General features: G+C 68.4%; 22 protein-coding genes. 8 read left to right on the forward strand and 14 right to left on the reverse strand.

All coding sequences use genetic code 11. From position 1 onward, the window contains the following. Positions 1-528 precede the first annotated feature (528 nt). Positions 529-762: a hypothetical protein gene (locus JS278_RS15530; RefSeq protein WP_114045981.1), complete on the forward strand. Its 234-nt coding sequence runs from the start codon at positions 529-531 to the stop codon at positions 760-762. Positions 763-864: 102 nt separating this feature from the next. Here the strand turns inward: JS278_RS15530 and JS278_RS15535 are convergent, their stop codons facing one another. The 3 genes from JS278_RS15535 to JS278_RS15550 form a co-directional block, all read right to left on the reverse strand. After that, on the reverse strand, positions 865-1,536 hold the full coding sequence (locus JS278_RS15535; protein ID WP_220150003.1) for a haloacid dehalogenase-like hydrolase: 672 nt from the start codon (positions 1,534-1,536) through the stop codon (positions 865-867). A 234-nt stretch (positions 1,537-1,770) separates the two neighbouring features. After that, positions 1,771-4,137, reverse strand: coding sequence for a sensor histidine kinase (locus tag JS278_RS15545; protein ID WP_114045983.1), 2,367 nt, complete (start codon positions 4,135-4,137; stop codon positions 1,771-1,773). Between the two features lie 353 nt (positions 4,138-4,490). Next, positions 4,491-5,624 (reverse strand): zinc-binding dehydrogenase, encoded by a 1,134-nt coding sequence (locus JS278_RS15550; protein WP_181833769.1) that lies wholly within the window; start codon positions 5,622-5,624, stop codon positions 4,491-4,493. A 261-nt stretch (positions 5,625-5,885) separates the two neighbouring features. On the opposite strand from JS278_RS15550, the gene JS278_RS15555 reads away from it, so the two are divergent. Continuing rightward, complete coding sequence (locus tag JS278_RS15555) at positions 5,886-7,109, forward strand: IS30 family transposase (protein ID WP_181833770.1); 1,224 nt, start codon at positions 5,886-5,888, stop codon at positions 7,107-7,109. A gap of 113 nt (positions 7,110-7,222) precedes the next feature. Here the strand turns inward: JS278_RS15555 and JS278_RS15560 are convergent, their stop codons facing one another. The 4 genes from JS278_RS15560 to JS278_RS15575 all read right to left on the reverse strand — a co-directional run bounded on the left by JS278_RS15560 (position 7,223) and on the right by JS278_RS15575 (position 11,137). Further along, on the reverse strand, positions 7,223-8,215 hold the full coding sequence (locus tag JS278_RS15560; RefSeq protein WP_114045986.1) for a sugar phosphate isomerase/epimerase family protein: 993 nt from the start codon (positions 8,213-8,215) through the stop codon (positions 7,223-7,225). 161 nt (positions 8,216-8,376) lie between these two features. Continuing rightward, positions 8,377-9,564 carry a Gfo/Idh/MocA family protein gene (locus tag JS278_RS15565; RefSeq protein ID WP_114045987.1) on the reverse strand — a complete coding sequence of 396 codons (1,188 nt, stop codon included), beginning with the start codon at positions 9,562-9,564 and terminating at the stop codon, positions 8,377-8,379. 294 nt (positions 9,565-9,858) lie between these two features. Next, on the reverse strand, positions 9,859-10,842 hold the full coding sequence (locus JS278_RS15570) for a LacI family DNA-binding transcriptional regulator (protein WP_114045988.1): 984 nt from the start codon (positions 10,840-10,842) through the stop codon (positions 9,859-9,861). 91 nt (positions 10,843-10,933) lie between these two features. Then, complete coding sequence (locus tag JS278_RS15575) at positions 10,934-11,137, reverse strand: DUF2255 family protein (protein ID WP_114045989.1); 204 nt, start codon at positions 11,135-11,137, stop codon at positions 10,934-10,936. 145 nt (positions 11,138-11,282) lie between these two features. On the opposite strand from JS278_RS15575, the gene JS278_RS16630 reads away from it, so the two are divergent. After that, complete coding sequence (locus JS278_RS16630; protein WP_114045990.1) at positions 11,283-11,891, forward strand: DapH/DapD/GlmU-related protein; 609 nt, start codon at positions 11,283-11,285, stop codon at positions 11,889-11,891. An 80-nt stretch (positions 11,892-11,971) separates the two neighbouring features. On the opposite strand, the gene JS278_RS15585 is transcribed toward JS278_RS16630, so the two are convergent. Further along, positions 11,972-12,853 (reverse strand): LysR family transcriptional regulator, encoded by an 882-nt coding sequence (locus tag JS278_RS15585; RefSeq protein WP_114045991.1) that lies wholly within the window; start codon positions 12,851-12,853, stop codon positions 11,972-11,974. 72 nt (positions 12,854-12,925) lie between these two features. Here JS278_RS15585 and JS278_RS15590 point away from each other — a divergent pair, with 72 nt between their 5' ends. Then, positions 12,926-14,230: an MFS transporter gene (locus JS278_RS15590; RefSeq protein ID WP_220150004.1), complete on the forward strand. Its 1,305-nt coding sequence runs from the start codon at positions 12,926-12,928 to the stop codon at positions 14,228-14,230. Here JS278_RS15590 and JS278_RS15595 read toward each other — a convergent pair. Further along, entirely contained in the window at positions 14,199-15,134 is a 936-nt protein-coding gene (locus JS278_RS15595) for a LysR substrate-binding domain-containing protein (protein WP_114045992.1), read from the reverse strand. The genes JS278_RS15590 and JS278_RS15595 overlap by 32 nt on opposite strands. Positions 15,135-15,221: 87 nt before the next feature. On the opposite strand from JS278_RS15595, the gene JS278_RS15600 reads away from it, so the two are divergent. The 3 genes from JS278_RS15600 to JS278_RS15610 all read left to right on the forward strand — a co-directional run bounded on the left by JS278_RS15600 (position 15,222) and on the right by JS278_RS15610 (position 18,585). Further along, positions 15,222-16,343 (forward strand): YeiH family protein, encoded by a 1,122-nt coding sequence (locus JS278_RS15600; RefSeq protein WP_220150005.1) that lies wholly within the window; start codon positions 15,222-15,224, stop codon positions 16,341-16,343. 151 nt (positions 16,344-16,494) lie between these two features. Beyond that, positions 16,495-17,382 carry a myo-inosose-2 dehydratase gene (iolE, locus tag JS278_RS15605; RefSeq protein WP_114045994.1) on the forward strand — a complete coding sequence of 296 codons (888 nt, stop codon included), beginning with the start codon at positions 16,495-16,497 and terminating at the stop codon, positions 17,380-17,382. 18 nt (positions 17,383-17,400) lie between these two features. Beyond that, positions 17,401-18,585 (forward strand): Gfo/Idh/MocA family protein, encoded by a 1,185-nt coding sequence (locus JS278_RS15610; protein ID WP_220150006.1) that lies wholly within the window; start codon positions 17,401-17,403, stop codon positions 18,583-18,585. Positions 18,586-18,708: 123 nt separating this feature from the next. Here the strand turns inward: JS278_RS15610 and JS278_RS15615 are convergent, their stop codons facing one another. The 5 genes from JS278_RS15615 to JS278_RS15630 form a co-directional block, all read right to left on the reverse strand. Next, the gene (locus JS278_RS15615) at positions 18,709-19,572 is read right to left on the reverse strand and encodes a sugar phosphate isomerase/epimerase family protein (RefSeq protein ID WP_114045996.1); all 864 of its coding nucleotides are present in this window, start codon (positions 19,570-19,572) and stop codon (positions 18,709-18,711) included. Positions 19,573-19,724: 152 nt separating this feature from the next. Then, positions 19,725-20,717 carry a Gfo/Idh/MocA family oxidoreductase gene (locus JS278_RS15620; RefSeq protein WP_114045997.1) on the reverse strand — a complete coding sequence of 331 codons (993 nt, stop codon included), beginning with the start codon at positions 20,715-20,717 and terminating at the stop codon, positions 19,725-19,727. Beyond that, positions 20,714-22,348, reverse strand: coding sequence for an MFS transporter (locus JS278_RS15625; RefSeq protein WP_114045998.1), 1,635 nt, complete (start codon positions 22,346-22,348; stop codon positions 20,714-20,716). Before JS278_RS15625 ends, JS278_RS15620 begins: the two co-directional genes overlap by 4 nt. Before the next feature lie 284 nt (positions 22,349-22,632). Continuing rightward, a complete protein-coding gene (locus JS278_RS16125; RefSeq protein WP_181833771.1) occupies positions 22,633-22,773 on the reverse strand; it encodes a hypothetical protein in 141 nt (46 codons plus the stop codon). A gap of 50 nt (positions 22,774-22,823) precedes the next feature. Next, a complete protein-coding gene (locus JS278_RS15630) occupies positions 22,824-24,464 on the reverse strand; it encodes an MFS transporter (RefSeq protein ID WP_114045999.1) in 1,641 nt (546 codons plus the stop codon). Positions 24,465-24,683: 219 nt separating this feature from the next. Between JS278_RS15630 and JS278_RS15635 the strand changes: the two genes are divergently transcribed. Beyond that, positions 24,684-25,670: a LacI family DNA-binding transcriptional regulator gene (locus tag JS278_RS15635; RefSeq protein ID WP_114046000.1), complete on the forward strand. Its 987-nt coding sequence runs from the start codon at positions 24,684-24,686 to the stop codon at positions 25,668-25,670. Positions 25,671-25,686 lie beyond the last annotated feature (16 nt).

The following is a 25,686-nucleotide window of genomic DNA, read 5'->3' on the forward strand; positions in this document are numbered from 1 at the left end:
CGGCATCGACTGTGTGATCGAGGACGCACGCCAGGCGAAGTTCAACACGATCAACGGGTATGCCCCGTTCGGCCACAGCCCTGTCGTCCGGAGACTTGCGGCCCGCAGGGTGAACGCGCAACTGGACGGCATCCGCTCGGTCTGGAGGCAATCCTGCTGCCCAAGCCGTCACAGACGGTGCGCGAGCGTATGGCCGGGGAGAAGATGCTGAACCTGGATGCCTTCGTCCACGCCGGGAACACGGACTCATTCCTGGATATCGTGCGGTATGCCAGGACGGGATCGGTATCCGCGAGCGCGCACGTGTGGTGAATGATCAGATCATCGGGTATGTCACCGAGCGCGATCTTCATGAGCCGGTGCTAATGAGCCTCGAATCCGGGACGGCATTCCCCATCCTCGACTGCGTGGAGGTGCTGGTGGCTCAGACCAGTGAACCGCGTCTCATCGCGGTCGACCAGGATCCCCTGTCGCTCGCCGCGGCGCAGCAGGAGATCGCCCGACGGGGTCTACGATTCGCTGCTCAGGGTGACCCACGACAATTTTCCCGACGGCGGGCTGTCGATCAACTCCTGCACCAACGAGAACCGACCACAGAAGAAATTCCTCTACGGCGCCATGGGCTGGCCGGTAGACATCCTGCGGTGTCTGCTCTCGGAAATGGTCAAATCCATCGAGGACGGTGGACTGCCCCGCCCGACCACGAAGGCAGTCATCACACACAGCGGTGCGTACACAGCACTCTCGACCGTGAAGCAGTGATCTGGATCGTCCTGCTCCGCCCTCTGAACCTGCCCTTACACCTCCAAGGACGCCAAACCAGGTAAGCACCCAGTAGCACCCCGTTGCTGCGCGTAGCCGGTGTCACGGAGTAACTTCAGTGGGCGAAATGCCTCTTCGCGAGTATCTTTCACGGGTTTTCTGGGATGCTCCGATGAGGGTTACGCGTGCGGCGAGGCGAGCCGTCGGCAAGTCGGTCATCGAGTCGGTGACGAACTCGGCATCGTGGATAGCGATGCCTTGCTCCCTGAGCGCGTCGGCCTTGCGCTGCCCGACGCGGTGGTCATCCACCTCCACGCCACACGCCGTTTCCGTGAGAAGCGAGGCGGAGAGTGAATCATAAGGAACTGAGGCTTGTTCAAGCAGTGATTCCGCGAGACGCCGCTCTGTTGCGGTTGCAATGATGATCCATGCTCCATCTGCCTTCTGACGACGGATGCGTTCAGCAGTAGAAGCGCGTATCCATGATGGATCGTCACCGATTCGGATACCGAAGGCTGTCGCAAGTGCAGCATATTCGTAGTCGCGCATTCCTGCGAATGCGATCGCCGTCACTCGCGCGGCGGCTTGTCGCTTCCACTCTTCGTTCACACCCAAGAACATGGCCATCGCTGCGGGGAGCGCCCGCAGGAACCGCAACGGTGCTTTCCGCAACTGCTCAACGATCAATGCTGCAAACGAGTCCCGCGTGGTAATCACACCATCCAGGTCGTAGATGATCACATCAGCGTGACCCGTGGGAGTCGGGCTCGTCATGGAGTCAACGCTAGCAATCCGCTCATTCGCCGGGAAGAGCATGGCGTGGAGCGAGAGAATGTTCAAGACCCCTCGGCTCATGGATGATAGGCAGCGTGGAATCGCCCATCCGGTACCCACATGGGGCACCGCTATCGTGCCACTTCCCCTCGACCGCCTGTTGCTTCGACACCCGCGCCACACGACACTTGCGACTCCACTGCACCCCGCGGCGTCCACGGGTCTGTTCGTCGGTCACCTCCCGATCGTCACCAGCAGATCCCCCTCCGCGTCCATCACATCGATCCTGGCCGAGCTCTCGTCGGCCGCCTCGCGGACGCGCCGGGTGGCGGACGCGCAGCGCTCACCGGTTCCAGGCTCGTTCTCACTCACCAGCGCCACCGTGGCGCTGTCGGCGTCCGTCCCGTCGCCACCCCCATGCCAGCGGCAGGTGAGCCGGCCCCCCTCACCGGCCAGGTCGGCCATGATCACGCAGATCCTCCGGAAGGCCTCGGCGGTCTCGGCACACTGCTCGGGGACCGCCGCCTCACCGGTGATCGTGACCCTCACCCCACGCCGTCGGGCCTCGAAGAACCGGTACCGCATCGCGTCGTCGACGATGAAGGGCGCCACCAGCAGATCCCTGGTCGACGCCTCCAGCAGCTCGCACCGACGTCCGACATCCGCGGTGATCTCCCCGCCGCCGGCCAGATAGTCCAGCATCTCCATCGGCTCGCCCCGGATCATCGCCAGGCGGCGCTCGGCCTCCCGGAGGGCGGCATCCGCGCGAGCTCGCGCCCGGACCGTGTCCAGGGTCTCGGCCCGGCTGCGCGCAATCGCATCGAGAGCCATACGCATGCTGGTGGCCGCCCACGAGGCCGCGAAGGACAGGATCAGCGGCCAGGTGTACGAGCTCGCCCGTCCCAGCATCATCCCGACCGGAGGAGCACCGCTGATCAGCGCGCCGCCGATAGTCACCAACGGCCAGCTGCCCGCCACGACCACCACCCATAGGCGGGACCGGGTCCGCCACGCCATGGGTGCGAAGACGCCGATCCCGAATCCGATGAACCACTCCTGCCAGGACAGCACGGCGCCCGGGCGCAGGTTGCCGAGCATCAGGATCTGGCAGCACACCGTCGTCATCGTGATCGTCGACCGGACTGCCGGCGTCAGTGGATGCCACAGGAAGGCGGCGACGGCCGCACCGACGAGGGTCGCCGAGAGCCCGGCCTGCAGCCCGACTCTCACGACCGCGGTATGTTCCACCCAGCCCAGCGACAGGCTGAGAGTCACCGTCAGGGCGAGGAAGACCACCATCGCGCGGAAGGATCCGGGCCCGGACAGACGGATGGGTCGGGTGCCGGGAGCGTTCCACGTCAGCGTCACCGCGGTGCCCCGGCCGGGCGCTGAATCGATCTGGGCGCTGCCGCCTCGGGTCTCCATCGCCCCGATGATCGAGCCCTGCAGCCCGTGGCGACCCTCGGGAACCCGGGCAGGATCGAAACCAGACCCCTCATCCCGCACGACCAGCTCCGCGTATTCCGGGCTGAACCGGCCGGTGACGGATGCGGCCGAGACCCCGGAATGCCGCGAGACGTTGGCCAGCGCCTCCTCGGCGGCTCGCACGACCCGCTTGGCGATCGGGGCCGGCGGCTCGCCCTCCATGTCCAGATCGAGCGCCAGCCCCATAGCTTGAGCGGCCGCCCGGAGCCGGTCCGTCAGTACGACGGGGCCGGGTACGACGGCCGTCTCACGCAGGGCCACGAGCGCCTCGCGGGCCAGGATGCGCACCGACTGATCCCAGTCTGCGGTCGTCGCTCCTCTCGCGGCTGCTCGCAGCGCGTTGAGGACGTGATCGTGGATGACGCTGTCCCACCTGTTCGACGCCGCCGCGGCCTCCTGGGCGGCCAGCAGTTCGGCGCCCGATTCGGCCGACTCCTCGCTCGCCCGCCGCGACAATTCCACAGCCTTGACGATCGACGTCCAGGCCATGGCCGCGACCATCCCGATCGCGGCGTAGAAGACGGAATTGCCCACGGTGAGTACCAGGGCATCGGTGTGGCCCATGGCTCCGGTGCGTGCCGCCACGATCCCGCCGAGAGTCAGTGTCACGAGAAGATCGGCGGCGCAGACCGGCCAGGCCATGCATGCCCAGGAAGCCGCTGCGGCCAGCTCGATGGGGAAGGACAACGGGCAGAGGAGCTGCCCCCGAGCCGGCTCCCACAGTGCTCCGAATACCAGCACCTGGCAGACGCTCTGCGCCGTGTGGACAACCAGGGGAAGCCGCGCTGAACGCCTGCTCACAACGGCGACCACGATCCAGGCCGTGGTCACGGCGGTGACGGGTATCAGAGTGCCGACGATGGCAGTGTCCCGGGGCGTCAGCTGGTGGTGAATCCACTGGTCGGCCGATGCCGTCACTCCCCAGATCAGGCCGAGGCAGTTGATGAAACAGCCGATGACGTCGGCGGTCCGTTCCAGATGCGGGGTTGACGTCGGCGCCAGCAGACGCCGAGGGTTCCAGGACGTGGCGTCTCCCTCCTGACGGTTGGGTTCGACCGTCCCGGAGCCCTCCTCATCGTCGGCCCAGGAGAGGCCCTGGATCGACCTTAATGACAATACGCAGACCTGGCTGTCCCCCTTTTGAGGGACACGTCCGGGGCAAGCACCGGGGCAAGCACCAGGCAATGCCTGAGCGGAGATCAACCCCGAGGGACGCCGGAGGGCCCGGGCTCTCGTCGAGCCCGGGCCCTCCTCGTCGCCCACGTCGGGGCGACGGCCGACCCCCTCCTCCGACCCGAAGGGGATCCCTCACCCGCGCGACCGGCAGCAGATCGGTCGCACGGGGGCTTCACACGGTCGCGGCCGGTCTCGTTGCCCGGGTCACTGTGACGCCGACGGTGTGATTCTGTGGGGCGAGTTCACCCCACGGACTCACAACGTCCACGGGAATCCGAGACGGCCGCGAAGGGTCACAGCGACATGTCGACGACGCCACGCCCCTGGATCTTGCCGGCCTTCAGCAGCTCGTAGCCCTCGCCGGCCTGGTCGAGGGAGAACTTGCGGGTCACGATGTCCTGGTAGTGGATCGAGCCCTCGGCCGCCATCCGCACCACCTCGGGCAGGTCCTGACGGGTCCTGGCGCCGTAGTTGCCGATGATCGACTGCGACCGGCGCACCGTCCGGTTGATCTCCACCTCCGCGGTCTGGACGCCGGCGCCCAGGCCGATCGGCACCATCCGGCCGCCGTCGCGCAGCGCGTCCAGCGCCGAGTTCCAGGTCTGAGGGCGGCCCAGCGCCTCGAAGGCCACGTCCACACCGCGCCCACCGGTCAGCGCGAACACGGCGTCATGGACGTTCTCGTTCATCGAGTTGACGACGTCGGTGGCGCCCAGCGCCCGGGCCGCCTCCAGCTTGTCGTCGGCGACGTCGATGGCGATGGTCTGCTTGGCTCCGAAGGCCTTGGAGATCTGAATGATGTTGGAGCCCACCCCGCCGGTGGCCACCACCGCCACGGTCTCGCCGTAGCGCAGATCGGCCCCGCGGCGCACCGCGCCGTAGGCCGTCATCGCCGCACAGCCGAGAATGGCGCCCTTGACGGGATCGATGGCGTCTGGCACCACGGCCACCGACGTCGAGGGGATCACGCAGTACTCGGCCAGTCCACCCATGGAGTACATGGCGATCGGGGTGCCGTCCAGATCCGCCAGCCGGGTCGTGCCGTCGTAGAGCTTGCCCTGGATGCGGTTGAGATCGAAGAACGGGGCGCACAGGTCGTCGCGGCCCTCGGCGCAGGCCTCGCACTGGCCGCAGGGCATGAGGAAGGCTCCTGCCACATGCTGGCCCACAGCAAGGTCGTTGTGCTCATTGCCCGGCCCGACCTCGACGATCTCGCCGGCCACCTCGTGGCCCAGTACGGCGGGCTTCGGGAAGGCGATCGCGCCGCCGATCACGTGAAGATCGGAATGGCACAGCCCACAGGCGCTGACCTTGACCAGCACCTCACCGGCCTTGGGATGAGGGGTACGGATCTCCCCCACCTCCAGGCCCTTGTCGACATCGCGCAGGACAGCCGCCCGCATGGTTTCCGGAATTTGTACAGACATTCGTGAGTCCTTCGTTGGAGTCAGAGCCTCGGCAGGCCTGCGGCCCTCCGCCGGCCGCTGGTACAAGCATAGCGAGCGAATCGCGCTTTGTAACGACAAATTTTGAAGATGTGAAGAAGATGACACTCCGTGGAGAGCTCCGTCCCGGCCATGAGGTTCTCCGATCAGGCTCCCGTGAAGAGACGGATCTCCCGCTCAACGGGGGTTCAGGCCGGCAGGTTCAGGGGTTCAGTGCAACACCCGGGAGTGAGAGGTGTTGTGATGAGTCGTTGGCCACAGTTGGGTGAGTGGGTGCGGTTGCAGGTCCTGGACCTGGTGGGCCAGGGCATGTCGGCAATCGCCGCCTGTCGGCGTGCCGGGGTGTCCCAGGATCTGGGCGGTCGATGGATCCGTGAGGCCGGTATCAGTCTGGCTCGGGGCCACAATGGCGGGATGACAGGTGCCTATGTCGCCCAGGCTGTCGAGTTCCCCCAGGTCCGTCCCTCTCATGGGGCCCGGCTGGACCTGGCCGACCGGACCCTGATCCATGTCTACTGGTCCCAGGGACGGTCAATGCGCCAGATCGCCGCCGAGCTCGGGGTCGCGCCCTCCACGATCTGTCGGGAGATCGCCCGGGGATCGACGGCGGTGGGTTACCGGGCCCCGACCGCCCAGGAGCGGGCCGACCGGATGCGGGCCCGGCCCAAGCCCCGGAAACTGGATGCCGATCCGCTGCTGCGCGCCCGGGTCATCGAGGGCCTGAACGCCGGCTGGTCACCCGAGCAGGTCTCCGGACGCCTGGAACGCTGGTGGGGTAAAGAGGCTGCGGTGAGCCACGAGACGATCTATCAGGCCCTCTACGTCCAGGGCGCCGGGTCACTGCGTCACGAACTGGAGGTGGCCTCCGCCCTGCGCAGTGGGCGGAAGGGCCGTAAACCCCGTTCCAAGCTGCCCGCCCGCGGCAACCGGCCCTGGGTCACCGGCCACGAGATCACCACCCGTCCCCCACAAGCCGATGACCGGGCGGTGCCCGGCCACTGGGAGGGGGACCTGATCATCGGGGCCGGCGGGGCCAACGCGGTCATCACCCTGGTCGAACGCCGGTCCAGGACCCTGTTGATGTCCCGGCTGCCGACAGACCACGACTCGGCGACCGTCGCCGAGGCGCTGGCCGGCCTGATCGCCGGGCTGCCCGACCAGGTCCAGATCACGACACTGACCTGGGACCAGGGCACCGAGATGGCCCAGAGTCCCGGGTTCGCCATGGCCAGCCATATCGACGTGTTCTTCTGCGATCCGCACTCGCCCTGGCAGCGACCCACCAATGAGAACACCAACGGTCTGATCCGTCAGTACTTCCCCAAGGGCACCGACTTCTCCCAGATCACCGACGAGCAGATCGCCCAGGTCCAGGACCTCCTCAACGACCGACCCCGCAAAGTCCTGGGATACGCCACTCCCCGCGAGATACTCTTCGAACAGTTCACTGTTGCACTCACCGATTGAATCCGCCGCCCCGATCGGGCCGAAAGGCCCCGTTGAGCGGGAGATCCGTCTGCGCAAGCCCTCCGGTCACCCCCTCCACCCGAGGAACAGGAGGGGACCGGAGGCTGAGGCCCTCAGGCGGCCTTCTCGGCCTCCAAGAGGTTCTTCGCCGCGAAGGCGATGCCGTCGAGCTGGCTCATCGACTGGTCCTCGTGCTCGATGTTGACGTTCATCTCGGGGTTGATCGCCTTGACGGCGCGCATGAACTCGGTCCACCACGGCACGTCATGGCCCACGCCGATGCCGACGAAGCGCCAGGCGGGATCCTCGGGCCAGGAGGAGCAGTAGTGGTCCATGCCGGTGGGGGTGCGATCGGCGGGATCCTCGGGGACCGGGCCGAAGCTGGAGTCGATGACGCCGCGGGTGGCCACGCCCGGGTACAGCTTGGTGTCCTTGGCGTGGACGTGGAAGATGTGGTCTCCGAGCAGCTTGATCGACTCGACGATGTCCATCTGCTGCCACATCAGGTGCGACGGATCCATGTTGACGCCGACGTTCTTGGCGTCGATCCGCTCGGCGAACTCGAGGAAGTTCACCGGTGTGAAGGCGATGTTGTGGGGGTGGAGCTCCCATGCCAGCTTGACCCCGGCGTCCTGGGCGCGCTTGTCCATCTCGCGCCAGTACGGGTCGGCGACGCTCTTCTGGTACTCCAGCACCTCGAGCTGCTCACCGTTCCAGGGGTTGACCACCCAGGCCGGGTAGTGGGCGTCGGGGTCGGTGCCCGGGCATCCGGACATGCAGACGATCTCGGCGACGCCGAGCTGGCCGGCCAGCTCGATGGCGCGCTTGAGGTCGTAGTCGTGGCGGGGGCCGACGTCGGGCTGGGGGTCCAGCACGTTGCCGGAGCAGTTGAAGCCGGCCAGCCGCATGCCGTGCTCGGCGAAGATGCCCAGATAGTCGTCGCGGGCGGTCTTCGAGCCGATCAGCAGATCGACCGGGCAGTGCGGCGAGGGGATGAACCCGCCGACGTTGACCTCGGCCCCCGTGAGGCCGTTGCCCTTGAGGATGTCGAGGGACTCCTCGAGCGTGTAGTTGTGAAGACAGGCGGTGTACGCACCGATGTTCATGGTGAATCCTGTTCTATGCGGTGTTACGGGTTGATTTAAAGGGACAGCCTTTGTCGGAACAAATCATGCTATGAGGCGCGTTGGAGCGCTCCAGCGGGGTGACCCGGCGGGACCGCGCCGCCCTCCCTGGACCGGGGCGGGCAGCGGGCCTTGCGGATCTCTCAGTCGATCTCGACGGTGGCGCCGCCGTCGGCCGCCGAGCGGGCCACGGCGTCGGCGATCCTCATGGCGCGGTAGCCGTGGGCCCAGCTGGGCACCGGAGGCAGGCCCTCGTCCAGGCCGATGACGGAATCGAGGAAGGCGCGGCACTGGTAGGTGAACTGCTCGATCTGGGTGTTGCCCACACCGGAGAAGTCCATTGAGGAGCCGCCCTTGTAGTAGGGGAAGTCCGGCCCCGACAGCACCTGCTTGGGCCCGCGCAGGCCGACCGGGGAGTTGGTGTCGTCCAGTGTGATCTCGCCCGAGCGGGCCAGGTCGAAGGAGGCGCGGCCCTTGGTTCCGAAGACGTCGAACTGCAGGGAGTTCGGCAGCCCGAAGGCGACCCGGGAGACGCCGATGGAGCCGATGGCCCCGGACTCGAAGATGATGTTGAACTTGGCGATGTCGTCGTTCTCGACGGTCTCGGTGGCCTCGGCGCCGGTGGTGGCGCCGCGTCCTCCGGAGACGCCCTCGACGGCCGGGGGCCGCTTGTCGATGACGGTGGCGAAGGTGCCGCCGTTGACGGCCTTGATCGGGCCGCAGATGAACTCGGCCACATCGGTGATGTGGGAGCCGACGTCACCCAGGGCGCCGGAACCCATCGGGCCCTTGTAGCGCCAGGCGATCGGGACGTCCGGATCGGCGCCGTAGTCGCACCAGTAGCGGCCCTCGAACTGCATCACCTGGCCGAGCGAGCCCTCGTCGGCCAGCTTGGCGATCTCGGCGATCGAGGGGTGACGGCGGTAGCCGAAGCCGATGCCGGTGACGACGTCGGCCCCGGCCTCGATCTCGGCCATGGCCTTGGCGTCGTCCAGGTTGTCGGTGAGCGGCTTCTCGCACAGGACGTGCTTGCCGGCCTTGACCAGGGCCTCGGCAATCTCGCGGTGCAGCCTGTTGGCCACCACGATGGAGACGATGTCGATGTCGTCGGCGGCGACGATGTCGTGCCAGTCGGCGGTGGCCCGCTCGTAGCCGTAGGACTTGGCGGCGGACTCGGCGAAGGGGAGGTAGGCGTCGCAGATCGCGGCGAGGCGGACGTTCGGAACGCCCTCGGTGCCGAACACGGTGCCGACCTGGCGCCATGCGTTGGCGTGGGTGCGTCCCGCCATGCCTGCGCCGATGACGGCGACGGAAACAGTCTTGGGTGCCATGGGAGAGATCTCCTTCGAGCTCTGTCGGGTGGTCGCTTCGTTGCCCGGTGACCGGAGATTTAACGCGCGTTAAATCTGACCTGAATCCAGGATGACACCCTCCTCGCACCATGTCAAGACATTGTCCTGACAAGTTTTCGCCGGGCGTGTCGGCGTGCGCCGGGCCTTCGGACCCCCTCATTTCGCTATGCGCCTCGAACTCGGCGTTCATCCCCTTGCAAGAGGGCCAACGCCGAGTTCGAGGCGCATAGCGAAGACACAGGAGAGGCCGGACGCGATGCGGGCCGCCGCCGATCAGGAGGAGCTGCGCACCGTCAGGCTCGGCTGCACGACCGACTCGTGGCGTCCGGTCCTCCCGTCGCGCTCCAGCAGGGCCTCCATCGCCTGCCGGGCGAGTTCCCCGGTGTCCTGGGAGACCGAGGTGACGTCGAACTCGGGACGCTGGGCCATGTAGGTGTCGTCGAATCCGATCACCGCGACGTCGCGTCCCGGCCTCAGCCCGGCGTCGCGCGCCACGGCCAGGGCGTCGATCGCGACCAGGTCGTTGTGGGCCACCACCGCGGCGCGCTCCCCCAGCCGCGGCAGGTACTCGCGCAGGGCCGCCGAGGCACCGTGCCCGGGCCGGCCCTCGACCCCGGCGAACGGCAGTCCGGCGGCCCCTGCGGCGGTCGCGAGCGCCTCCTGGCGCCGTTCGATCCAGACCTCGCCGTCGCCGACGTGCTCCGACAGCGAGACCACCGAGCGCCAGCCGCGCTCGACCAGATGGTCGGCGACCAGGCGGGCGGCGGCGTCCTCGTCGACGTGAACGGTGTCCAGGCTCTCCGAGGCGACGTCGGCGCCGATGAGCACGGTCAGCTGCGCCGTCGCCGCGACCTCCAGATCGGTCAGGGGCTGCACCGGGGAGACCATGATCACCCCGGCCACCCGCAACTCCCGGAACCGGGTGAGAATGAGCGCCTCCCGCTCGCGGTCGTCGGAGGAGGTGGCCACCAGGGGCAGCAGTCTGAGGGTGGCGGCGTGGGCCTGGACGGCGTCGACCACCCCCTCGAAGAAGGGGTTGCGCAGGTCGGGAAGAACGACGCCGAGCACCTGGGAGCGACCGGCGGCCAGCGTCGCGGCCCCCATGTCGCGGGTGTAGCCGAGCTCCTGAGCGGCGGCGATGATGCGGCGGCGGGATTCCTCGGCGACCATCGGCGAGCCGGAGAGCGCCAGGGAGACCAGGCCGCGTGAGACCCCGGCGACGCGCGCGACATCGCTCTGAGTAGGGTTCTTTCCCATTTGCGGCCTCCTCGGGCTGTTCTGACCGGGCCCAAGGATACGGCCGAGGGGGCCCGTCGGGCACCCAACGCGGTGACACCGGGACGAGTCCTCATGACGCCGCCAGCCGGTGGGCGTCGTCGGCGATGGAGGCGAAGGCCACGTCGAAGGTCTGCCCGATGGTCCGGATCCTGCCGGCCTTCTGGGCGATCACGGCCCGGTGCCACTTGCCGTCGGTTCCCGAGTAAGTCCGGCAGAACAGTCGGCCGGCGACCACCACCGACCAGAACCGAGTGAGGGTCCCGGTGGTGGTCATATCGGGATGGCTCAATGTGTCTGCCGCTCGGTCGTTACGAACGGGGGGGATGACGATGATGCGCCGGTCCCCGGCACGGTGCCAGTCCCTGACCGGGTCCCCCACAACACGTGCCTGTTGGAAGGAAGCCGCTTACCGTAGGGGCATGAACACCGAGGACTTCCTCGCCGCCATGGACGCCGGCCGGCCCGCCACCGGCGGCAGCGATCTGGCCCAGACGATGGACGACCTGGCCGACGAGGCCATCCGGGAGTGCATGACACTGAACACCCGGTACACCACGCCCGCCGAACGGGTCGAGATCATGTCGCGGATCACCGGCCGGCCGGTGCCGGCATCATTCCGCATCTTCCCGCCGTTCACCACCGACTGCGGCAAGAACATCCGCCTTGGCGAGCGGGTGTTCATCAACAGCGGCTGCCGATTCCAGGATCAGGGCGGCATCACGATCGGCGACGACGCTCTGGTCGGCCACAACACCGTCATCGCCACCCTCAACCACGACCTCGATCCTGAGTCCCGGGCCACAACGGTGCCCGGGCCGGTCGTGATCGGCAACAGCGTGTGGATCGGTGCGAATGCGACCATCCTGCCCGGGGTCACGATCGGCGACGGAGCCGTCGTCGCCGCGGGCGCGGTCGTCACCGGCGACGTGGCACCGCGCACCGTCGTCGGCGGCATCCCGGCACGCCTCATCCGGGAACTCGACGCCGCGCAGACACGCCTCGAAGCGGGGCCTCAGGCGGTCTCGTAGACGCGGATGTCCGGGTCGCCCTGCCACAGGGGCGACAGCCCGGCGGCCCTGAACACGGGCACACCCGTCGTGAACGGGCCTCACCCGGCCAGTCGCCCGGCCAGCTCCGCCAGTTCGCAGGCGGCCAGGGAATTCGGGTCCCAGACGGCCTCGTAGAAGATCTCCACATCCGTGTCGCCGTCGCGGATCGGCCGTCCCCCGTCAGGATCGCCTAGCCTGGACAGCGGCAGCAGCGCCGAGCCGATACCCAGCCTCGACCACTCCTCGAGCACCTGGTAGCTCGTCGCCTCGCCCGGGTAGTGGCGCACCGGTACCCGCTCGGCCAGCAGGTCGCGGGTGAAGGTCGTCAGCCCGCACGTGTCGGGCATCATGATGAGATCCTTGCCGGCGAGGTCCTCCAGGGACGCCGGGCGTCCCCCGGATCCCCGCTCCTCGACCAGGACGACGGGTTCGGAGTCGATGACGCGGTGCTCGTAGCAGGGCATCGGCTCCACCGAGGGGATGACGATGATGTCCAGATCGCCGGCCACCAGAGCGTCCCGCAGATCGGCGAGATTGGCCTGGCGCAGCACCAGCCGCACCTCCTCGCCGTCGGCCCCCTCCAGTCCCCGCACCGCATCCCTGGCCCTGGCGACCAGGGCGGGGTTGATGAGCGGGGAGACCCCCATCCGGACGACGCCGGTGGCCGGGGTGTCCCAGCGTCGGGCCTCGGCCGTCACGGTGTCGAGGGCCCGGACGGCGCGATCGATCAGCGGCAGCATCCTGTCGCCGAACGGAGTGGGGGCGACGCCGTGGCTGGTGCGGCTGAACAGCCGGTGCCCCAGCTGGGTCTCCAACCGGGCGATACCGTTGGACAGGGCCGGCTGGGTGACGCCGAGGGCCCTGGCCGCGGCGCTGAAGGAACCGGTCTCTGCGACCACCGAGGCGTATCGGAGCGCGTCCGGATTGAGTCGAGGAGCCATAGCCAGACGTTATCCCCTCATTCCCGATGATGAGCGAGCGTTCACGCGGTGCCCCGATTATGCTGCCGGCCCGTGCGCAATGCTCCAGCAATCCGGGACGCCGCCGTTCCCGGCGACGTCACCGGCCCGACCGCCCGGCGCGTCCAGCGACACACCCTGATCGTCCTGTCGCTGACCCAGATCATCGGGGCCGTCGGGTCGGGCGTCGTGCCCTCGGTGGGGGTGCTGCTCGCCGAGCAGGTCACCGAGTCGCCGGTGTGGGCCGGCCTGGCCCGCACCGGAAGCACCCTGGGCGCCGCCGCCGCTGGTCTCCCCCTGGCGGCCCTGGCGGTCAGGCACGGCCGACGGTGGTCCCTGGGCACGGGCTGGACGGTTGCGGCGGCGGGCACCGCCCTGCTGGTGCTCGCCGCCCAGATGTCCAACCTGATACTCCTCATCGTCGGACTGTTCATCACGGGAGTGGGCTCGGCGGCCCAGCTGCAGGCCCGGTTCGCCGCCACCGACCTGGCGGCCCCGGCCGGGAAGGGACGTGCGCTGAGCACGGTGGTCTGGGTGGGAGCGATCGGCTCGGTCCTCGGCCCCAACCTGGGCGGCCCGGGGCAGTGGCTCGCACGACTCCTCGGCCTGACCGACATGGCCGGGGCGTTCCTCCTCGCGGTCGGCTTCCTGCTGGCCTCCGGTATCGTCACCGCGCTGTGGCTGCGTCCCGACCCGCTGCTGTACGCCACGCGGCTGGCCACAGCCTCCCCTTCCCCCTCCCCGTCACCGGTGCCGGGGACGGGGCACCGCCGCCGGGCCGGACTCGGGGAGATCGCAGCGATCTGCCGCACGGACCGGGCCGCACTGCTGGCCCTGGTCGCGATCATCACCGCGCAGGCGGTGATGGTGACGGTGATGACGATGGCCCCGGTCCAGATGTCTCATCATGGTGGATCCCTGACAGTCGTCGGACTGTCCATCAGCCTCCACATCCTGGGCATGTACGGCCTGGCACCGGTCTCGGGTCTGGTCTGCGACAGGTTCGGTACGCCCGCCGGCATCCTGATCGGCATCGTGCTGTTCCTGGCCAGCTCCACCCTGACGCTGGTCGACGACGCTGATCTCACCGCGGTGGCCGTCGCTCTGGTACTGCTCGGCCTGGGCTGGTCGTTCATGAGTGTCGCCGGTTCGGCCGGCCTGTCCAGGGCCGTCACCGATCACAGCCGGGCCAGGGTGCAGGGACTGGCCGACACCGCGTCGAACGCCGCGGCCGCCATCGGCGCCTTCATCGGCGGCCCCCTGATGGCCGTGGCCGGCTACGACGGGCTGGGCGTGCTGGCCGCCGCCGCCCTGATCCCGGTCGGCGTCATCCTCGGCCGGAGTCGCCGGGAACGCTGAGAGATCCGGGCGGCCCGAGCACCTCTTGCAGGAACAGCGACGCGGGTTCGGGAAGCCTCCCGCGCGCCCACACGACCTTCAGCGGCCTGGCCAGGCGCACCCGCGGATCCAGCGGCAGCTCGATCAGGGCGCCGGTGCGCAGCTGCTCGGCCACCGCCAGCCGTGAGATCGCCGCGGGCGCCCGCCCGGTCGCGGCGGCGGTCCTGATCGCCGAGGCGCTCGGCAGTTCGGCGGCCACCCGGGCGCCTCCCGGGATCGCCCGATCGATGACCGTCCTGGTCCCCGACCCGCGCTCCCGGACCAGCAGCGGCAGCCCGGCCAGCTCCTCGGCGGTCAGCGGCGGGCCGTCTGCGCGCTGATGCCCGGGCAGCGCCACGATCACCAGCTCGTCGTGGTCGAATGTGCGGTAGTGCACGTCGCGCGGGCGCCCGAAGGACTCGATGAAGCCGAGATCGGCCCCCCTCTCGCGGATCCGCTCCAGGACGTGCTCGGAGTTCTCCATCCTCAACGAGACCTCGACGTCGGGGCGGTGACGCCGGAACCTCAGCAGGATCGGTGGCAGGACGTACTCGGCCACCGTGAGCGAGGCGCTGACCCGCACACTCGCCGAGCGGTGCCGACGCAGTGCCGTGAGGATCTCCTCGAGGTTCCGGTACGCCTCCAGCACCGGCTCCACCGCAGACGCCACGGCCCTCCCGTCGTCGGTCAAGCGCGATCCGGCGGGCGACCGCTCGACGACCTGGACCCCGCGCTCCTTCTCGAAGACCCTCAGGGCGCGGGAGACATTGGGCTGGGCCAGTCCGAGGCTGCGAGCCACCGAACCGATCGAGGACCGTCCGGACTCGGCCTCCTGGCGGGCCAGCTCGGCCAGGATGCGCAGCACTGAGGGATCGGGGTCTCGCATCCCCCCATCGTGCCATATCAGGTTGATATGGGACGGTGGAGAACTGCCCTCTACCGCCACGCCGTCCCGCCCACCAGAGTGGAGCGGGTGAGTCCTGACACCGCCGAGTCCCCCGCCGCCGCACCCGTCCCCACCCACCCGGGCAGGCCCGGACCGCGCCGCCCCGGCGATCTTCTCCGGCGCTGGTCAGCGCTCCTTCCCGGCATCGGCGTCTGCGCCGTCGCCACCGCGCTGGCCATGCTGGCCGCCCACCTCATCCCCTATCTCGGGGCGGTACTGATCGCCATCATCCTGGGCATCATCGTGCGCAATGCGGTGCCGGTGATCCCGGAGGCGCTGCAACCGGGCATCAACTTCACCGCCAAGACACTGCTGCGCGCGGGCATCGTGCTGCTGGGATTCCGGCTGGCCCTGGGCGACGTCCTGGCCCTGGGATGGGGAGCCGTCGTCGTCATCGTGGCGGTGGTGACGATCGGCTTCTCGGGAACGGTGCTCATGGGCCGGATCCTCGGTGTGCCGCGGGGCCTGAGTCTGCTCATCGGCGCCGGCTTCTCCATCTGCGGGGCCGCCGCGGTGGCCGGGGCCGCCGGCACCCTGAGGTCGAAGAAGGAGGACGTCACGGCCGCCGTCGCACTGGTCGTCCTCTTCGGAACCGCGATGATCGGGATCGTGCCCGCGACCGTCCATCTGCTCGGCCTGGATCCGCACATCGGCGGCATGTGGGCGGGAGCCTCCACCCATGAGGTGGGTCAGGTCGCGGCCATCGGCCAGATCCTCGGGCCCGATGCCCTCAAGACCGCCACTCTGGTGAAGCTCGGGCGGGTCGTCCTGCTGGCCCCGATGATGCTGGTGCTGAGTGCGATCGTGTCGCGCTCCCGCGCGCTCCAGTCCGATCCGCGTTCCCGCGCCGGTCTGGTGTCATCGACCCCCGGCGTCATCCCCGCCGGCCGCCCGCCGATCATCCCGCTGTGGGTCGCCGGATTCATCGTCGCGACCGCGATCGCCACCACCGGTGTCCTGCCCGCCTGGTTCACGGGCGCCGCCACGACCGGCCAGACCCTGCTGCTGACCGCCGCAATGTTCGGCCTGGGATGCGGGGTGCACATGAGATCTCTGCTGCGCCTGGGACTGCGCCCGGTCCTGCTGGCCCTGCTGGCGACCTGCCTGGTCGCCGGAACCGCCGGTCTGGGGGTCTGGCTGCTGGTGTAGCCCATGGCGACGAAGCCCGGGTCCTTCCTCACCCGCTCACCCCCTGAATTGTGCGGACTTTTCACCTGGTACGTGCTAGATTTCTACTGGCCGTCAAGGCAGACGAGCGAATCCGTGTGGGCACCGCAGGCCCACGAATGTGAGGACAAGTATGAGCGACATCAAGCTGGGCATCGCACCCATCGGCTGGACCAACGACGACATGCCCACGCTGGGCGGGGAGACCACCTATCAGCAGATCCTCTCCGAGGTGGCGCTGTCGGGCTTCCAGGGCACCGAGATCGGCAACAAGTACCCCAAGGATCCGGCGATCCTCAAGCCCCAGCTCGAGATCCGCGGCATCAGGATCGCCGCCGCCTGGCACGGCCTGCACCTGACCACCGAGCCCTACGAGAAGGTCGAGGCCGAGTTCATCGCCTTCCGCGACTACATGGCGGCCCTGGGCGCCGACTGCATCAACGTCGCCGAGCAGGGCCACACCATCCAGGGTCGCCGTGACGTCGGAATCTTCGACGGCAAGCCCACCTACACCGACGAGGAGTGGGAGCGCCTGACCGCCGGGCTGGACAGGATCGGCGAGAGGGCCGCCGAGAAGGGCCTCATCATCGCCTACCACCACCACATGGGCACCGGCGTGCAGACCACCGCCGAGATCGACCGGCTGATGGCCGCCACCGACCCCTCCAAGGTGAAGCTGCTGCTGGACGTCGGCCATCTGCTGTTCTCCGGCGAGGACCCGGCCGCCATCGTCAACAAGTACGCCGACCGGATCGGCCACGTCCACCTCAAGGACGTCCGCCCCGCCATCGTGGAGAAGGCGAAGCAGGAGAAGCTGAGCTTCCTCGACTCGATCCTGGCCGGCGTCTTCACCATCCCCGGCGACGGCGAGACCGACTACGGCCCGCTGCTGCGTCCCGTCCTGGACGCCGGTTACCACGGCTGGTTCATGATCGAGGCCGAGCAGGATCCGGCGATCGCCGACCCCTTCGTCCAGGCGGTCAACGCCCGCAGGTACCTCAAGGACACCTTCGGGTTCTGAGGCGGCAGCATGGAACCCATGGGAGTCGGGGTCATCGGCACCGGGGACATCTCCGACGTCTACCTGGCCAACCTCAACAAGTACCCGCAGGTCGTCAGGCTCGTCGCCGCCCAGAACCGCACCCGGGCCAAGGCCGAACGGCAGGCCGCCCGGTACGGCATCGGCAGGGTCCACGACACCGTCGAGGAGCTGGTGGCCGATCCCGAGGTGGAGTTGGTGCTGAACCTCACCACCCCCGACGCCCACGCGGCGATCAACGACGCGGCCCTGGCCGCCGGCCGGCACGTCTACTCCGAGAAGCCCTTGGCCACCACCACGCAGGATGCCCGCAGGACTCTGGATCATGCTCACGACTTGGGGTTGAGGTTGGGCTGCGCCCCCGACACCTGGCTGGGCGGGCGGGCCCAGACGATGCGCGAGATCATCGACTCCGGGCAGGTCGGCGAGATCACCGCCGGGGTGGCGACCATCGTCTACCCCGGGCTGGAGTGGTTCCATCCCAGTCCCTTCCAGTCCTACCGGGCCGACGTGGGCCCGCTCGCCGACATCGGCATCTACTACGTCTCCGTGCTGGTCTCCCTGCTCGGCCCGGTGCGCCAGGTCGCGGCGATGGGCAAGAGGACCTTCGACGAGCGCACCGCCCACTACGGGCCGATCGCCGGCCGGCCGATCCCCGTGGAGGTGGAGACCCACGTCTCGGCGAGCCTGCTGTTCGAGTCCGGGGCCATCGTCACACTGCTGGTGAGCACCGACGTCCCCGACTCCCAGCTGCCGCGCCTGGAGCTCTACGGCACCAGCGGCACTCTGTGCATGCCCGAGGCCGAGCCGATGGCCGGGCCGAACATCTTCGGCGGTCCGCTGTGGATCAGGACCCTCGACGAGGCCCGGTTCAAGGACATCCCCCGCCCCGACCCGATGCCCTGGACGGCGGCCGAGAACCATCACCGGTTCAACGAGACCGACTTCGGCGCAGACCCGTCGGTCCCCCGGATCAACAGTCGTGGCATCGGTCTGGTGGACGAGGTGCTCGCCATCGCCGAGGGACGCCCGATGCGCTGCTCCGGGGAACTCGCCCACCACGTCCTGGACGTCATCGAGTCGATCTACACGTCCTCGCGCCGACGCCTTTTCGTCGACGTGGCCAGCAGCTGCCGGCGCCCGGCCCCGCTGCCGGCCGACTTCCCCGACTCCGAACCGGTCTGAGGCTCCGGCCCCCGCCTCCCACCCAGCGGCCGGTTCCAGTGAGGCCGAACCACCCCGACACATGATCAGTGCCCCGCCCAGAGGTCCGGACGAGGCACTGACAGGGGTGGGGATGAGCAGAGCTCAGGCGCAGAGGATGTGCATGAGGTTGCGCAGGGTCTGGGCGACCTCCAGGAAGTCGAACTCGTTGGCCTTGTCGCAGAAGATCTCCGAGGCGTACCAGCCGTCGTAGCCGGTGGCCTTGACGGCGTCGACCCACTCCTGCAGCGGGATCGAGCCGCCGCCGGTCATCACGTTGCGGGAGACGCCCTGATCGGGGATCTCCCCGGCCGGCACCGGCACGCCGTCGCACACGTGGACGGCGTGGATGATCGAGGGATCGAGCTTCGCGACGTCCTCGGGGGTGTCCCCGGCGACGAAGAAGTGCCAGAAGTCGACGGTGAGGCCGAGGTTGTCTCGGTCGCAGATCTCCAGGATCCGCAGGGCCTGCGGCAGGGTGTGTACCGGCGCCCAACCGAGGGGCTCCAGGTAGAGCCCCAGGCCGTGGTCGGCGGCGATGTCGGCGGCCAGGCCGACGCGCTTGGCGGTCTCGGTGATCACCTCGTCCTCGGGCCGGCCGAGCAGCCCGCGGAACCGGGGATCACCGGGCTCCAGCTTTCCTGCCTCGAAGTCCTTGACCACCTGGACGTCGACCGGGCCGGTGCACATCTGGAGGCTCGGGGCCCCGTACATCTGGCCGAGGGCGGCCAGGCGCTCGGCCTCGGCCCTGAAGTCGTCGAGGGGGGCCTCCTGGACGGCACCGATGCCGGACACCTCGATGCCCTCGAGCATCGGGACGACGGATTCGGCGGCGAATCCCTGGTCGAGGTAGCGGTACAGCTTCGGACTCTGCAGTTCGACGCCGTCGTATCCGGCTTCCTTGGCGACCTTGATGTCGTTGACGACGTTTCCGTAGAACGTCGTGGTGACATTCATCGAGAGTTTCATGAGGTTTCTCCTTCGTGTTCTGATTCTCGTGTGGTTGTTTCGCGTGCCGTGACGGTGGAGATTCCACTCCCAACACGCCGTCCCGCGTCCCTGTGGGGCTTCAGGACGGCGTGTTGGGAGCAGATTCTCCGGGGAGGACGCCGCGTGGAGCGTCAGTCGATGGCGACCGTGCGCCCTTCCCTCAGGGAGGTGGTTGCGGCGTTGGCGATCCGCTGGGCGCGCAGCCCGTCGGCCAGGTTCGGGGAGGGCGCCCGGCCGGCCTCGATGGCGTCGATGAAGGCGCCGATGGAGGCCTTGAAGGTGTGCTCGCTGCGTTCGAACCAGCCCGGGTGCATGCCGTCGGTGCGCACCGATCCGGCCTCGTAGTGGTTCACCCAGCCGGTGCGCTGGCGCCCGGCCTCGACCATCGACGTCGAGCCGTTCACCTCGATGCGCTCGTCGTAGCCGTAGCCGATGCGGCGCTGGGCGTCGATCTGGCAGATGGCGCCGTTGCCGAGTTTCAGCACGGCCACCGAGGTGTCGACGTCGCCCACCTCGGCGACCTGCGGGTCGACCAGGGCCGATCCGGTCACGGTGACCGAGACGGGCTCCAGGCCGGTGATCCAGCACATCAGGTCGAAGAAGTGGATGAGCTGGTCGAACATCTGGCCGCCGGAGACCTCGAGGTAGGAGATGGGCGGCAGGGAAGGCCCGCGCGAACTCATCTGCATCAGTTCGACCTCGCCGATCTCGCCGTCGGCGACGGCCTTGCGCAGGGCGGCGTAGGGCGGGTCGAAGCGGCGGCAGAAATCCACCATCACCGGAGCGTCGGTCCGCTCGACCGCGGCGACGGCCCGCTCGGCCACCTCCAGGGAGAGGTCGATCGGCTTCTCGCAGAAGATCGCCTTGCCGGCCCTGGCCGAGGCGGTCAGCAGGTCGGCGTGGGTGTTGGTCGACGACGCGATGACCACGGCGTCGACGGCTGGGTCCCCGAGCACCTGCTCGACGGAATCGGCCGTCTCAGCACCCAGCTCAGCGGCCAGGGAAGCGGCACGCGAGGCGTCGGCGTCGTAGATGTAGGACAGTGACACCCGGGGATCGGCGGCCAGATTGCGGCCGTGGACAGTGCCGATGAACCCGGCTCCGAACAGTGCGACAGATTTCATGAGAACTCCTTCTTGAACCGGATCTCCAGTTCCTCCAGCGACTCGTACTTCGTCTCGGGGACGAACTTGGCGAAGAAGATGATTCCGGTAATGTTGATGATGGCGAAGACCAGATAGGTGGTGCCGCCTCCCCAGGCCGTGATCATGGTCGGGAAGACGAAGGTGATGATCGCGTTCATGATCCACAACGCCGCCACCGCGACTCCCTGGCAGGCGCCGCGGGCACGGGCCGGGAAGAGTTCGCCCATGTACACCCAGCAGATCGTGCCGGACTGGTTGAACAGCAGGAACAGCGCGACGATGACCAGCACCATCCAGGAGGCGATCGCCGGGATGGGGGTGGTGACGACGTCGCCGTGCATGTGCGGCTGGATGAACGCGTAGAAGATGACCGACTGGGCCAGCAGGCAGATTGACACGGCCGTCGTCTGATAGATGCCCATGGTCCGCCGCGGCAGTCTCGGGATGAGGATGAAGGCGCCGACGAGGATACCGATCAGGGAGGCCAGCCCGGTGACGACGTTGAGCTCGATGGCGTTGGCCGAGGAGAAGCCGGCCTGAGTGAGGATGGTCGGCAGGTAGTACATCGCGGTGTTGACGCCGGTGAGCTGGTTGTACAGGCAGATCATCGTGCCGATGATGAGCAGCCGGCGCACCCACTTCATGTTCCAGCACTCGCGCAGCGACCAGTGGTGGGTGGCCCGCTCCTCGTCCTCCAGGACCGCCATCTCGGTGATCTCGGCGGCGATGTCGTCCTTGGACTCGTCGCGCACCTGCTTCAGCGCCCCGATCGCCTCGACCCAGTAGCCGTTGGCGGCGTACCACCGGGACGACTCGGGCATCTTGCGCATTCCGATCCACAGCGCGATGGCCGGCAGGCTGGCCAGCACGAGCATGTAGCGCCAGGTGTTGCCGTTGCCGGCGGAGACGGTCAGGCCGGCGATGTGCTGGAGCACGTCCCAGCTCTGAAGGCTGCCCGCCGCGAACCTGCCGGTCGGGTCATTGCCGACGGTGGCCTCGGGGCCGCTGCTCATTCGGGCGATCACGGCATTCATCGCGTAGGCCAGGAACTGGCCGAAGACGATCATCACCTGATCGATCGAGATGAGCGAGCCGCGGATCCGCTTGGGCGCGTTCTCCGAGAGGTAGACGGGGACGGTGGCCGAGGCGCCGCCGACCCCGAAGCCGACGACGATGCGGAAGAAGTAGAGCACCCAGACGTTGGGGGAGAAGGTGCAACCCAGCGCTCCGATGAAGAAGACGACGGCCAGCAGCAGGATGTTGTGACGGCGTCCGTACCTGTCGGACAGACGCCCGCCGAAGAAGGCGCCCAGCGCCGCGCCGATGGCCACCAGGCCGCCGACCAGACCGGTCTCGGTGGGGTTGAGGAAGAGGCCGTCGGCCTGCTTCGGCAGCTCCATGTACGGCAGCGCGCCGGCGATGACGCCGGTGTCGTAACCGAACAGCAGCGAACCGAAGGTGCATACCAGAGCCAGGGCGATCAAGGACCGCCGCCTGCCCGAGGCCGGCGTGGTGGCGACCAGTTCCGCGATGTCCTCGGCGACCGGGCACGGTTGCCGGGTAGGCGAGCCGGGCCGGTCGGCCCCCGGGGCCTGTAGTTGTTCCTGCATGGACGCTCCCTTGCGACGATGCTCATGGACTGTTGTCCCTGACCGCTGCCGACGCGTCCGGGTCCGGTGGGTCATTCTGCGGCCCCACCCCGCGAGGATGGATGGCCGACCGGGACCTGTTTCCCTCTTGGGGCCCGTGGCCGTCGAGTACCCAGGTCCTGCCGAACCCGGACCCCTCGAAACCCACGTGCTGACGCGCGTCAGCAGCTGGGGTTCATCATGCCCGGATACCCGGGAAGATGTCAAGACATTTGGTCGTGCCGAGACTCGTCGTAGGTCATCAGTCACAATGCCGACCACTGCGCGGGCCGCGGAGAACCGGCCAGGAACCAGAGCAGCGGCCCGGCCCCGGCGTCCTCATCGAGGACGCCGGGGCCGGGTTCGGAACCGCCGGGACAGGGGTGCGATGACTCCCGGCGATCCATGCGGATCATGCTGATCAGGGCGCGTGGTCCCGGTCAGCACGCCCGCCGACTCACGAGTACTCCTTCTTGAACCGGATCTCCAGTTCCTCGAGAGACTCGTACTTGGTCTCGGGGACGAACTTCACGAAGAAGAACACCGCGATGACGTTGACGGCGGCGAAGATCGCATAGGTTCTGCCCGCGCCCAGGGACTCCACCATGGTGGGGAAGACGAAGGTGATGATGGCGTTCATGATCCACAGCGCGCCGACCGCTACGCCCTGGCAGGCGCCCCGGGCGCGGCTCGGGAAGAGCTCGCCCATGTAGACCCACACGATCGTGCCGGACTGGCGGAAGAGCATGAACAGTGCGACGACTGCCAGGACGAGCCAGGGGGCGAAGGTCGGGATCGAGGCGGCCACGTCGGCCGCACCCATATGGGGCTCGATGAGAGTGAAGAACAGGACCGACAGGAGGATGAGGCAGATCGACACGGCCGTCGTCTGATAGATGCCCATGGTCCGCCGCGGCAGTCTCGGGATGAGCACGAAAGCGCCGACGAGGATACCGATCAGGGAGGTGAAGCCGGTGACGACGTTGAGCTCGATGGCGCTGGCCGAGGAGAAGCCGGCGGCGTGGAGAATCGTCGGCAGGTAGTACATCACGGTATTGACGCCGGTGAGCTGGTCGAACAGGCAGATGAAGACGCCGACCATCAGGAGCCTGCGCACCCACTTCATGTTCCAGCACTCGCGCAGGGTCCACCTGCGGGTCGCGCGCTCCTCGTCCTCCAGGACCGCCATCTCGGTGATCTCGGCGGCGATGTCGTCCTTGGACTCGTCGCGCACCTGCTTCAGCGCCCCGATCGCCTCGACCCAGTAGCCGTTGGCGGCGTACCAGCGCGAGGACTCCGGCATCTTGCGCATCCCGATCCACAGCGCGATGGCCGGCAGGCTGGCCAGCACCAGCATGTAGCGCCAGGTGTCGCCGTTGCCTCCGTTGACCGTCAGGCCCGCGATGCCGGAGAGGAGGTCCCAGCTCTGGGTGCTGCCGGCCGCGTACCTGCCGCTGGGGTCGTTCGCGACGACGACCTCGGGGCCGCCGCCGGCACGGGCGATCATGGCGTTCATCGAGTAGGCCAGGAACTGGCCGAAGACGATCATCACCTGATCGATCGAGATGAGCGAACCGCGGATCCGCTTGGGCGCGTTCTCGGACAGGTACGCCGGGACGGTGGCCGAGGCCCCGCCGACGCCGAATCCGACGACGATGCGTGCCAGATAGAGCAGCCAGACGTTCGGCGCGAAGGTGCACCCCAGCGCCCCGACGAAGAAGACGACGGCCAGCAGCAGAATGTTGTGGCGGCGCCCGTACTTGTCGGAGAGCTTTCCACCGTAGAAGGCGCCCAGCGCCGCACCGATGGCCACCAGGCCGCCCACCAGTCCGGTCTCGGTGGCATTCAGATGCAGGCCGCCGGCGGCGTCGGGCAGGGACATGTAGGGCAGAGCCCCAGCGATGACGCCGGTGTCGTAACCGAAGAGCAGCGACCCGAAGGTGCATACCAGGGCCAGGACGACCAGAGATCGTCTCTTGCCGGCTCGCGGCGTGGTGGCGACCAGTTCCGCGATGTCCTCGGCCACCGGGCAGGGCTGCCGGATGAGTGTGTCGGGTCTCTTGTCGTCCGACGTCGGGTCTTGTATTCGTTCCTGCATGGACGCTCCCTTGCGACGATGCTGCTGGTTCCTCTTCCTTGCGGCCTGGCGCGGCGCTGCTTCGACAGTCTTCTTTAACGCGCGTTAAGGCCTGTATCCAGGATGCACACGCGAGGATCGATATGTCAAGACAATCGGGAGAATGGGTATTCCTGGAACGTGACAGCGGCGGATCCCGGGCTGCCCGGCCGCAGCCGGTGACTGATTAGGATTCCTGACGTGAACGCCAGACCGACCCAGACGGACGTCGCCAGGGAGGCCGGCGTCTCCCGGGCCCTGGTGTCCATGGCGCTGACCGGCACCGGCCGGGTGGCTCCGGAGACCCGCGACCGGATCCGGGACGCCGCCGCCCGGCTCGGCTATGCCCGCAACCTCTCGGCGGCCAATCTCGCCACCAACACCTCCCCGGTCATCGGCGTCATCCTTCCCGACCTGCGCAACCCCTTCTTCGAAGACCTGGTCGCCGCCGTCGGCCATCACGCCGACGGCGCCGGGCTGCTGCCGCTGCTGGCCACCGCCTCCAACGAGGTGGACCGGGAGCGCCTCACCATGCGCCGGTTCCGCGAGCTCCAGGTGCGCGGCGTGATCACCGTCTCCCCCGCAGTCCCCCGTGAGGAGCTCCAGGAGTACGGCGAGTTCCTGCCGTTGGTGGTGGTGGGGGAGTCCGGGCTCGGCGGCCTGGTCGATTCCGTCCATCTCGACGAGGATGCCGCCGCCACTGAGCTCATCGGCCACCTGGCCTCACGGGGCTGGAGCCACATCGCCTACCTCTATGACGACATCTTCCAGCGCGATCGCGGCCTGGCCGGACGGCGTCAGGCCCTCATGGCTGCCGCCGGGCGGGCCGGCGTCGAGCTGACCGTCCACCGGGCCGACGGCGGGGTGGCTGACGTCGTCGGCGCCCTGTGCGAGGACGCCGGGGACCGACGGACGGCGGTCATCGGCCACAACGACCTGCTGGCCACCGAGATCGCCTCGGCCATCCGCTCGCACGGCCTCGCGGTGGGCGTCGATGTCGGCGTCGCCGGCTACGACGACACCTCCCTGGCCAGGCGCTCGCAGGCCGACCTCACCTCCATCGGCCAGTCCATCGACGAGCAGGGGAGAGCCGCCGTCGGGTGGATCGCCGACCGGGCACTGAGCCCGGACCGGCCCGCCCGCCACCTCGCCACCCCGCCCCACCTGGTGATCCGTTCCTCGACGTGACCGCCGAGGCACGCAG

This window comes from Acidipropionibacterium virtanenii, from assembly GCF_003325455.1.
In the GTDB taxonomy this organism is placed as follows: Bacteria; Actinomycetota; Actinomycetes; order Propionibacteriales; family Propionibacteriaceae; genus Acidipropionibacterium; species Acidipropionibacterium virtanenii.

Excerpts from the sequence above, each read along its gene's own strand:
- JS278_RS15535 (WP_220150003.1), bottom strand. The coding sequence starts at position 1,536 with ATGACGAGCCCGACTCCCACGGGTCACGCTGATGTGATCATCTACGAC.
- JS278_RS15550 (WP_181833769.1), bottom strand. The coding sequence starts at position 5,624 with ATGTCTGTACAAATTCCGGAAACCATGCGGGCGGCTGTCCTGCGCGAT.
- JS278_RS15555 (WP_181833770.1), top strand. The coding sequence starts at position 5,886 with ATGAGTCGTTGGCCACAGTTGGGTGAGTGGGTGCGGTTGCAGGTCCTG.
- JS278_RS15560 (WP_114045986.1), bottom strand. The coding sequence starts at position 8,215 with ATGAACATCGGTGCGTACACCGCCTGTCTTCACAACTACACGCTCGAG.
- JS278_RS15565 (WP_114045987.1), bottom strand. The coding sequence starts at position 9,564 with ATGGCACCCAAGACTGTTTCCGTCGCCGTCATCGGCGCAGGCATGGCG.
- JS278_RS15570 (WP_114045988.1), bottom strand. The coding sequence starts at position 10,842 with ATGGGAAAGAACCCTACTCAGAGCGATGTCGCGCGCGTCGCCGGGGTC.
- JS278_RS15575 (WP_114045989.1), bottom strand. The coding sequence starts at position 11,137 with ATGACCACCACCGGGACCCTCACTCGGTTCTGGTCGGTGGTGGTCGCC.
- JS278_RS16630 (WP_114045990.1), top strand. The coding sequence starts at position 11,283 with ATGAACACCGAGGACTTCCTCGCCGCCATGGACGCCGGCCGGCCCGCC.
- JS278_RS15585 (WP_114045991.1), bottom strand. The coding sequence starts at position 12,853 with ATGGCTCCTCGACTCAATCCGGACGCGCTCCGATACGCCTCGGTGGTC.
- JS278_RS15595 (WP_114045992.1), bottom strand. The coding sequence starts at position 15,134 with ATGCGAGACCCCGATCCCTCAGTGCTGCGCATCCTGGCCGAGCTGGCC.
- iolE (WP_114045994.1), top strand. The coding sequence starts at position 16,495 with ATGAGCGACATCAAGCTGGGCATCGCACCCATCGGCTGGACCAACGAC.
- JS278_RS15610 (WP_220150006.1), top strand. The coding sequence starts at position 17,401 with ATGGGAGTCGGGGTCATCGGCACCGGGGACATCTCCGACGTCTACCTG.
- JS278_RS15615 (WP_114045996.1), bottom strand. The coding sequence starts at position 19,572 with ATGAAACTCTCGATGAATGTCACCACGACGTTCTACGGAAACGTCGTC.
- JS278_RS15620 (WP_114045997.1), bottom strand. The coding sequence starts at position 20,717 with ATGAAATCTGTCGCACTGTTCGGAGCCGGGTTCATCGGCACTGTCCAC.
- JS278_RS15625 (WP_114045998.1), bottom strand. The coding sequence starts at position 22,348 with ATGCAGGAACAACTACAGGCCCCGGGGGCCGACCGGCCCGGCTCGCCT.
- JS278_RS16125 (WP_181833771.1), bottom strand. The coding sequence starts at position 22,773 with ATGGATCGCCGGGAGTCATCGCACCCCTGTCCCGGCGGTTCCGAACCC.
- JS278_RS15630 (WP_114045999.1), bottom strand. The coding sequence starts at position 24,464 with ATGCAGGAACGAATACAAGACCCGACGTCGGACGACAAGAGACCCGAC.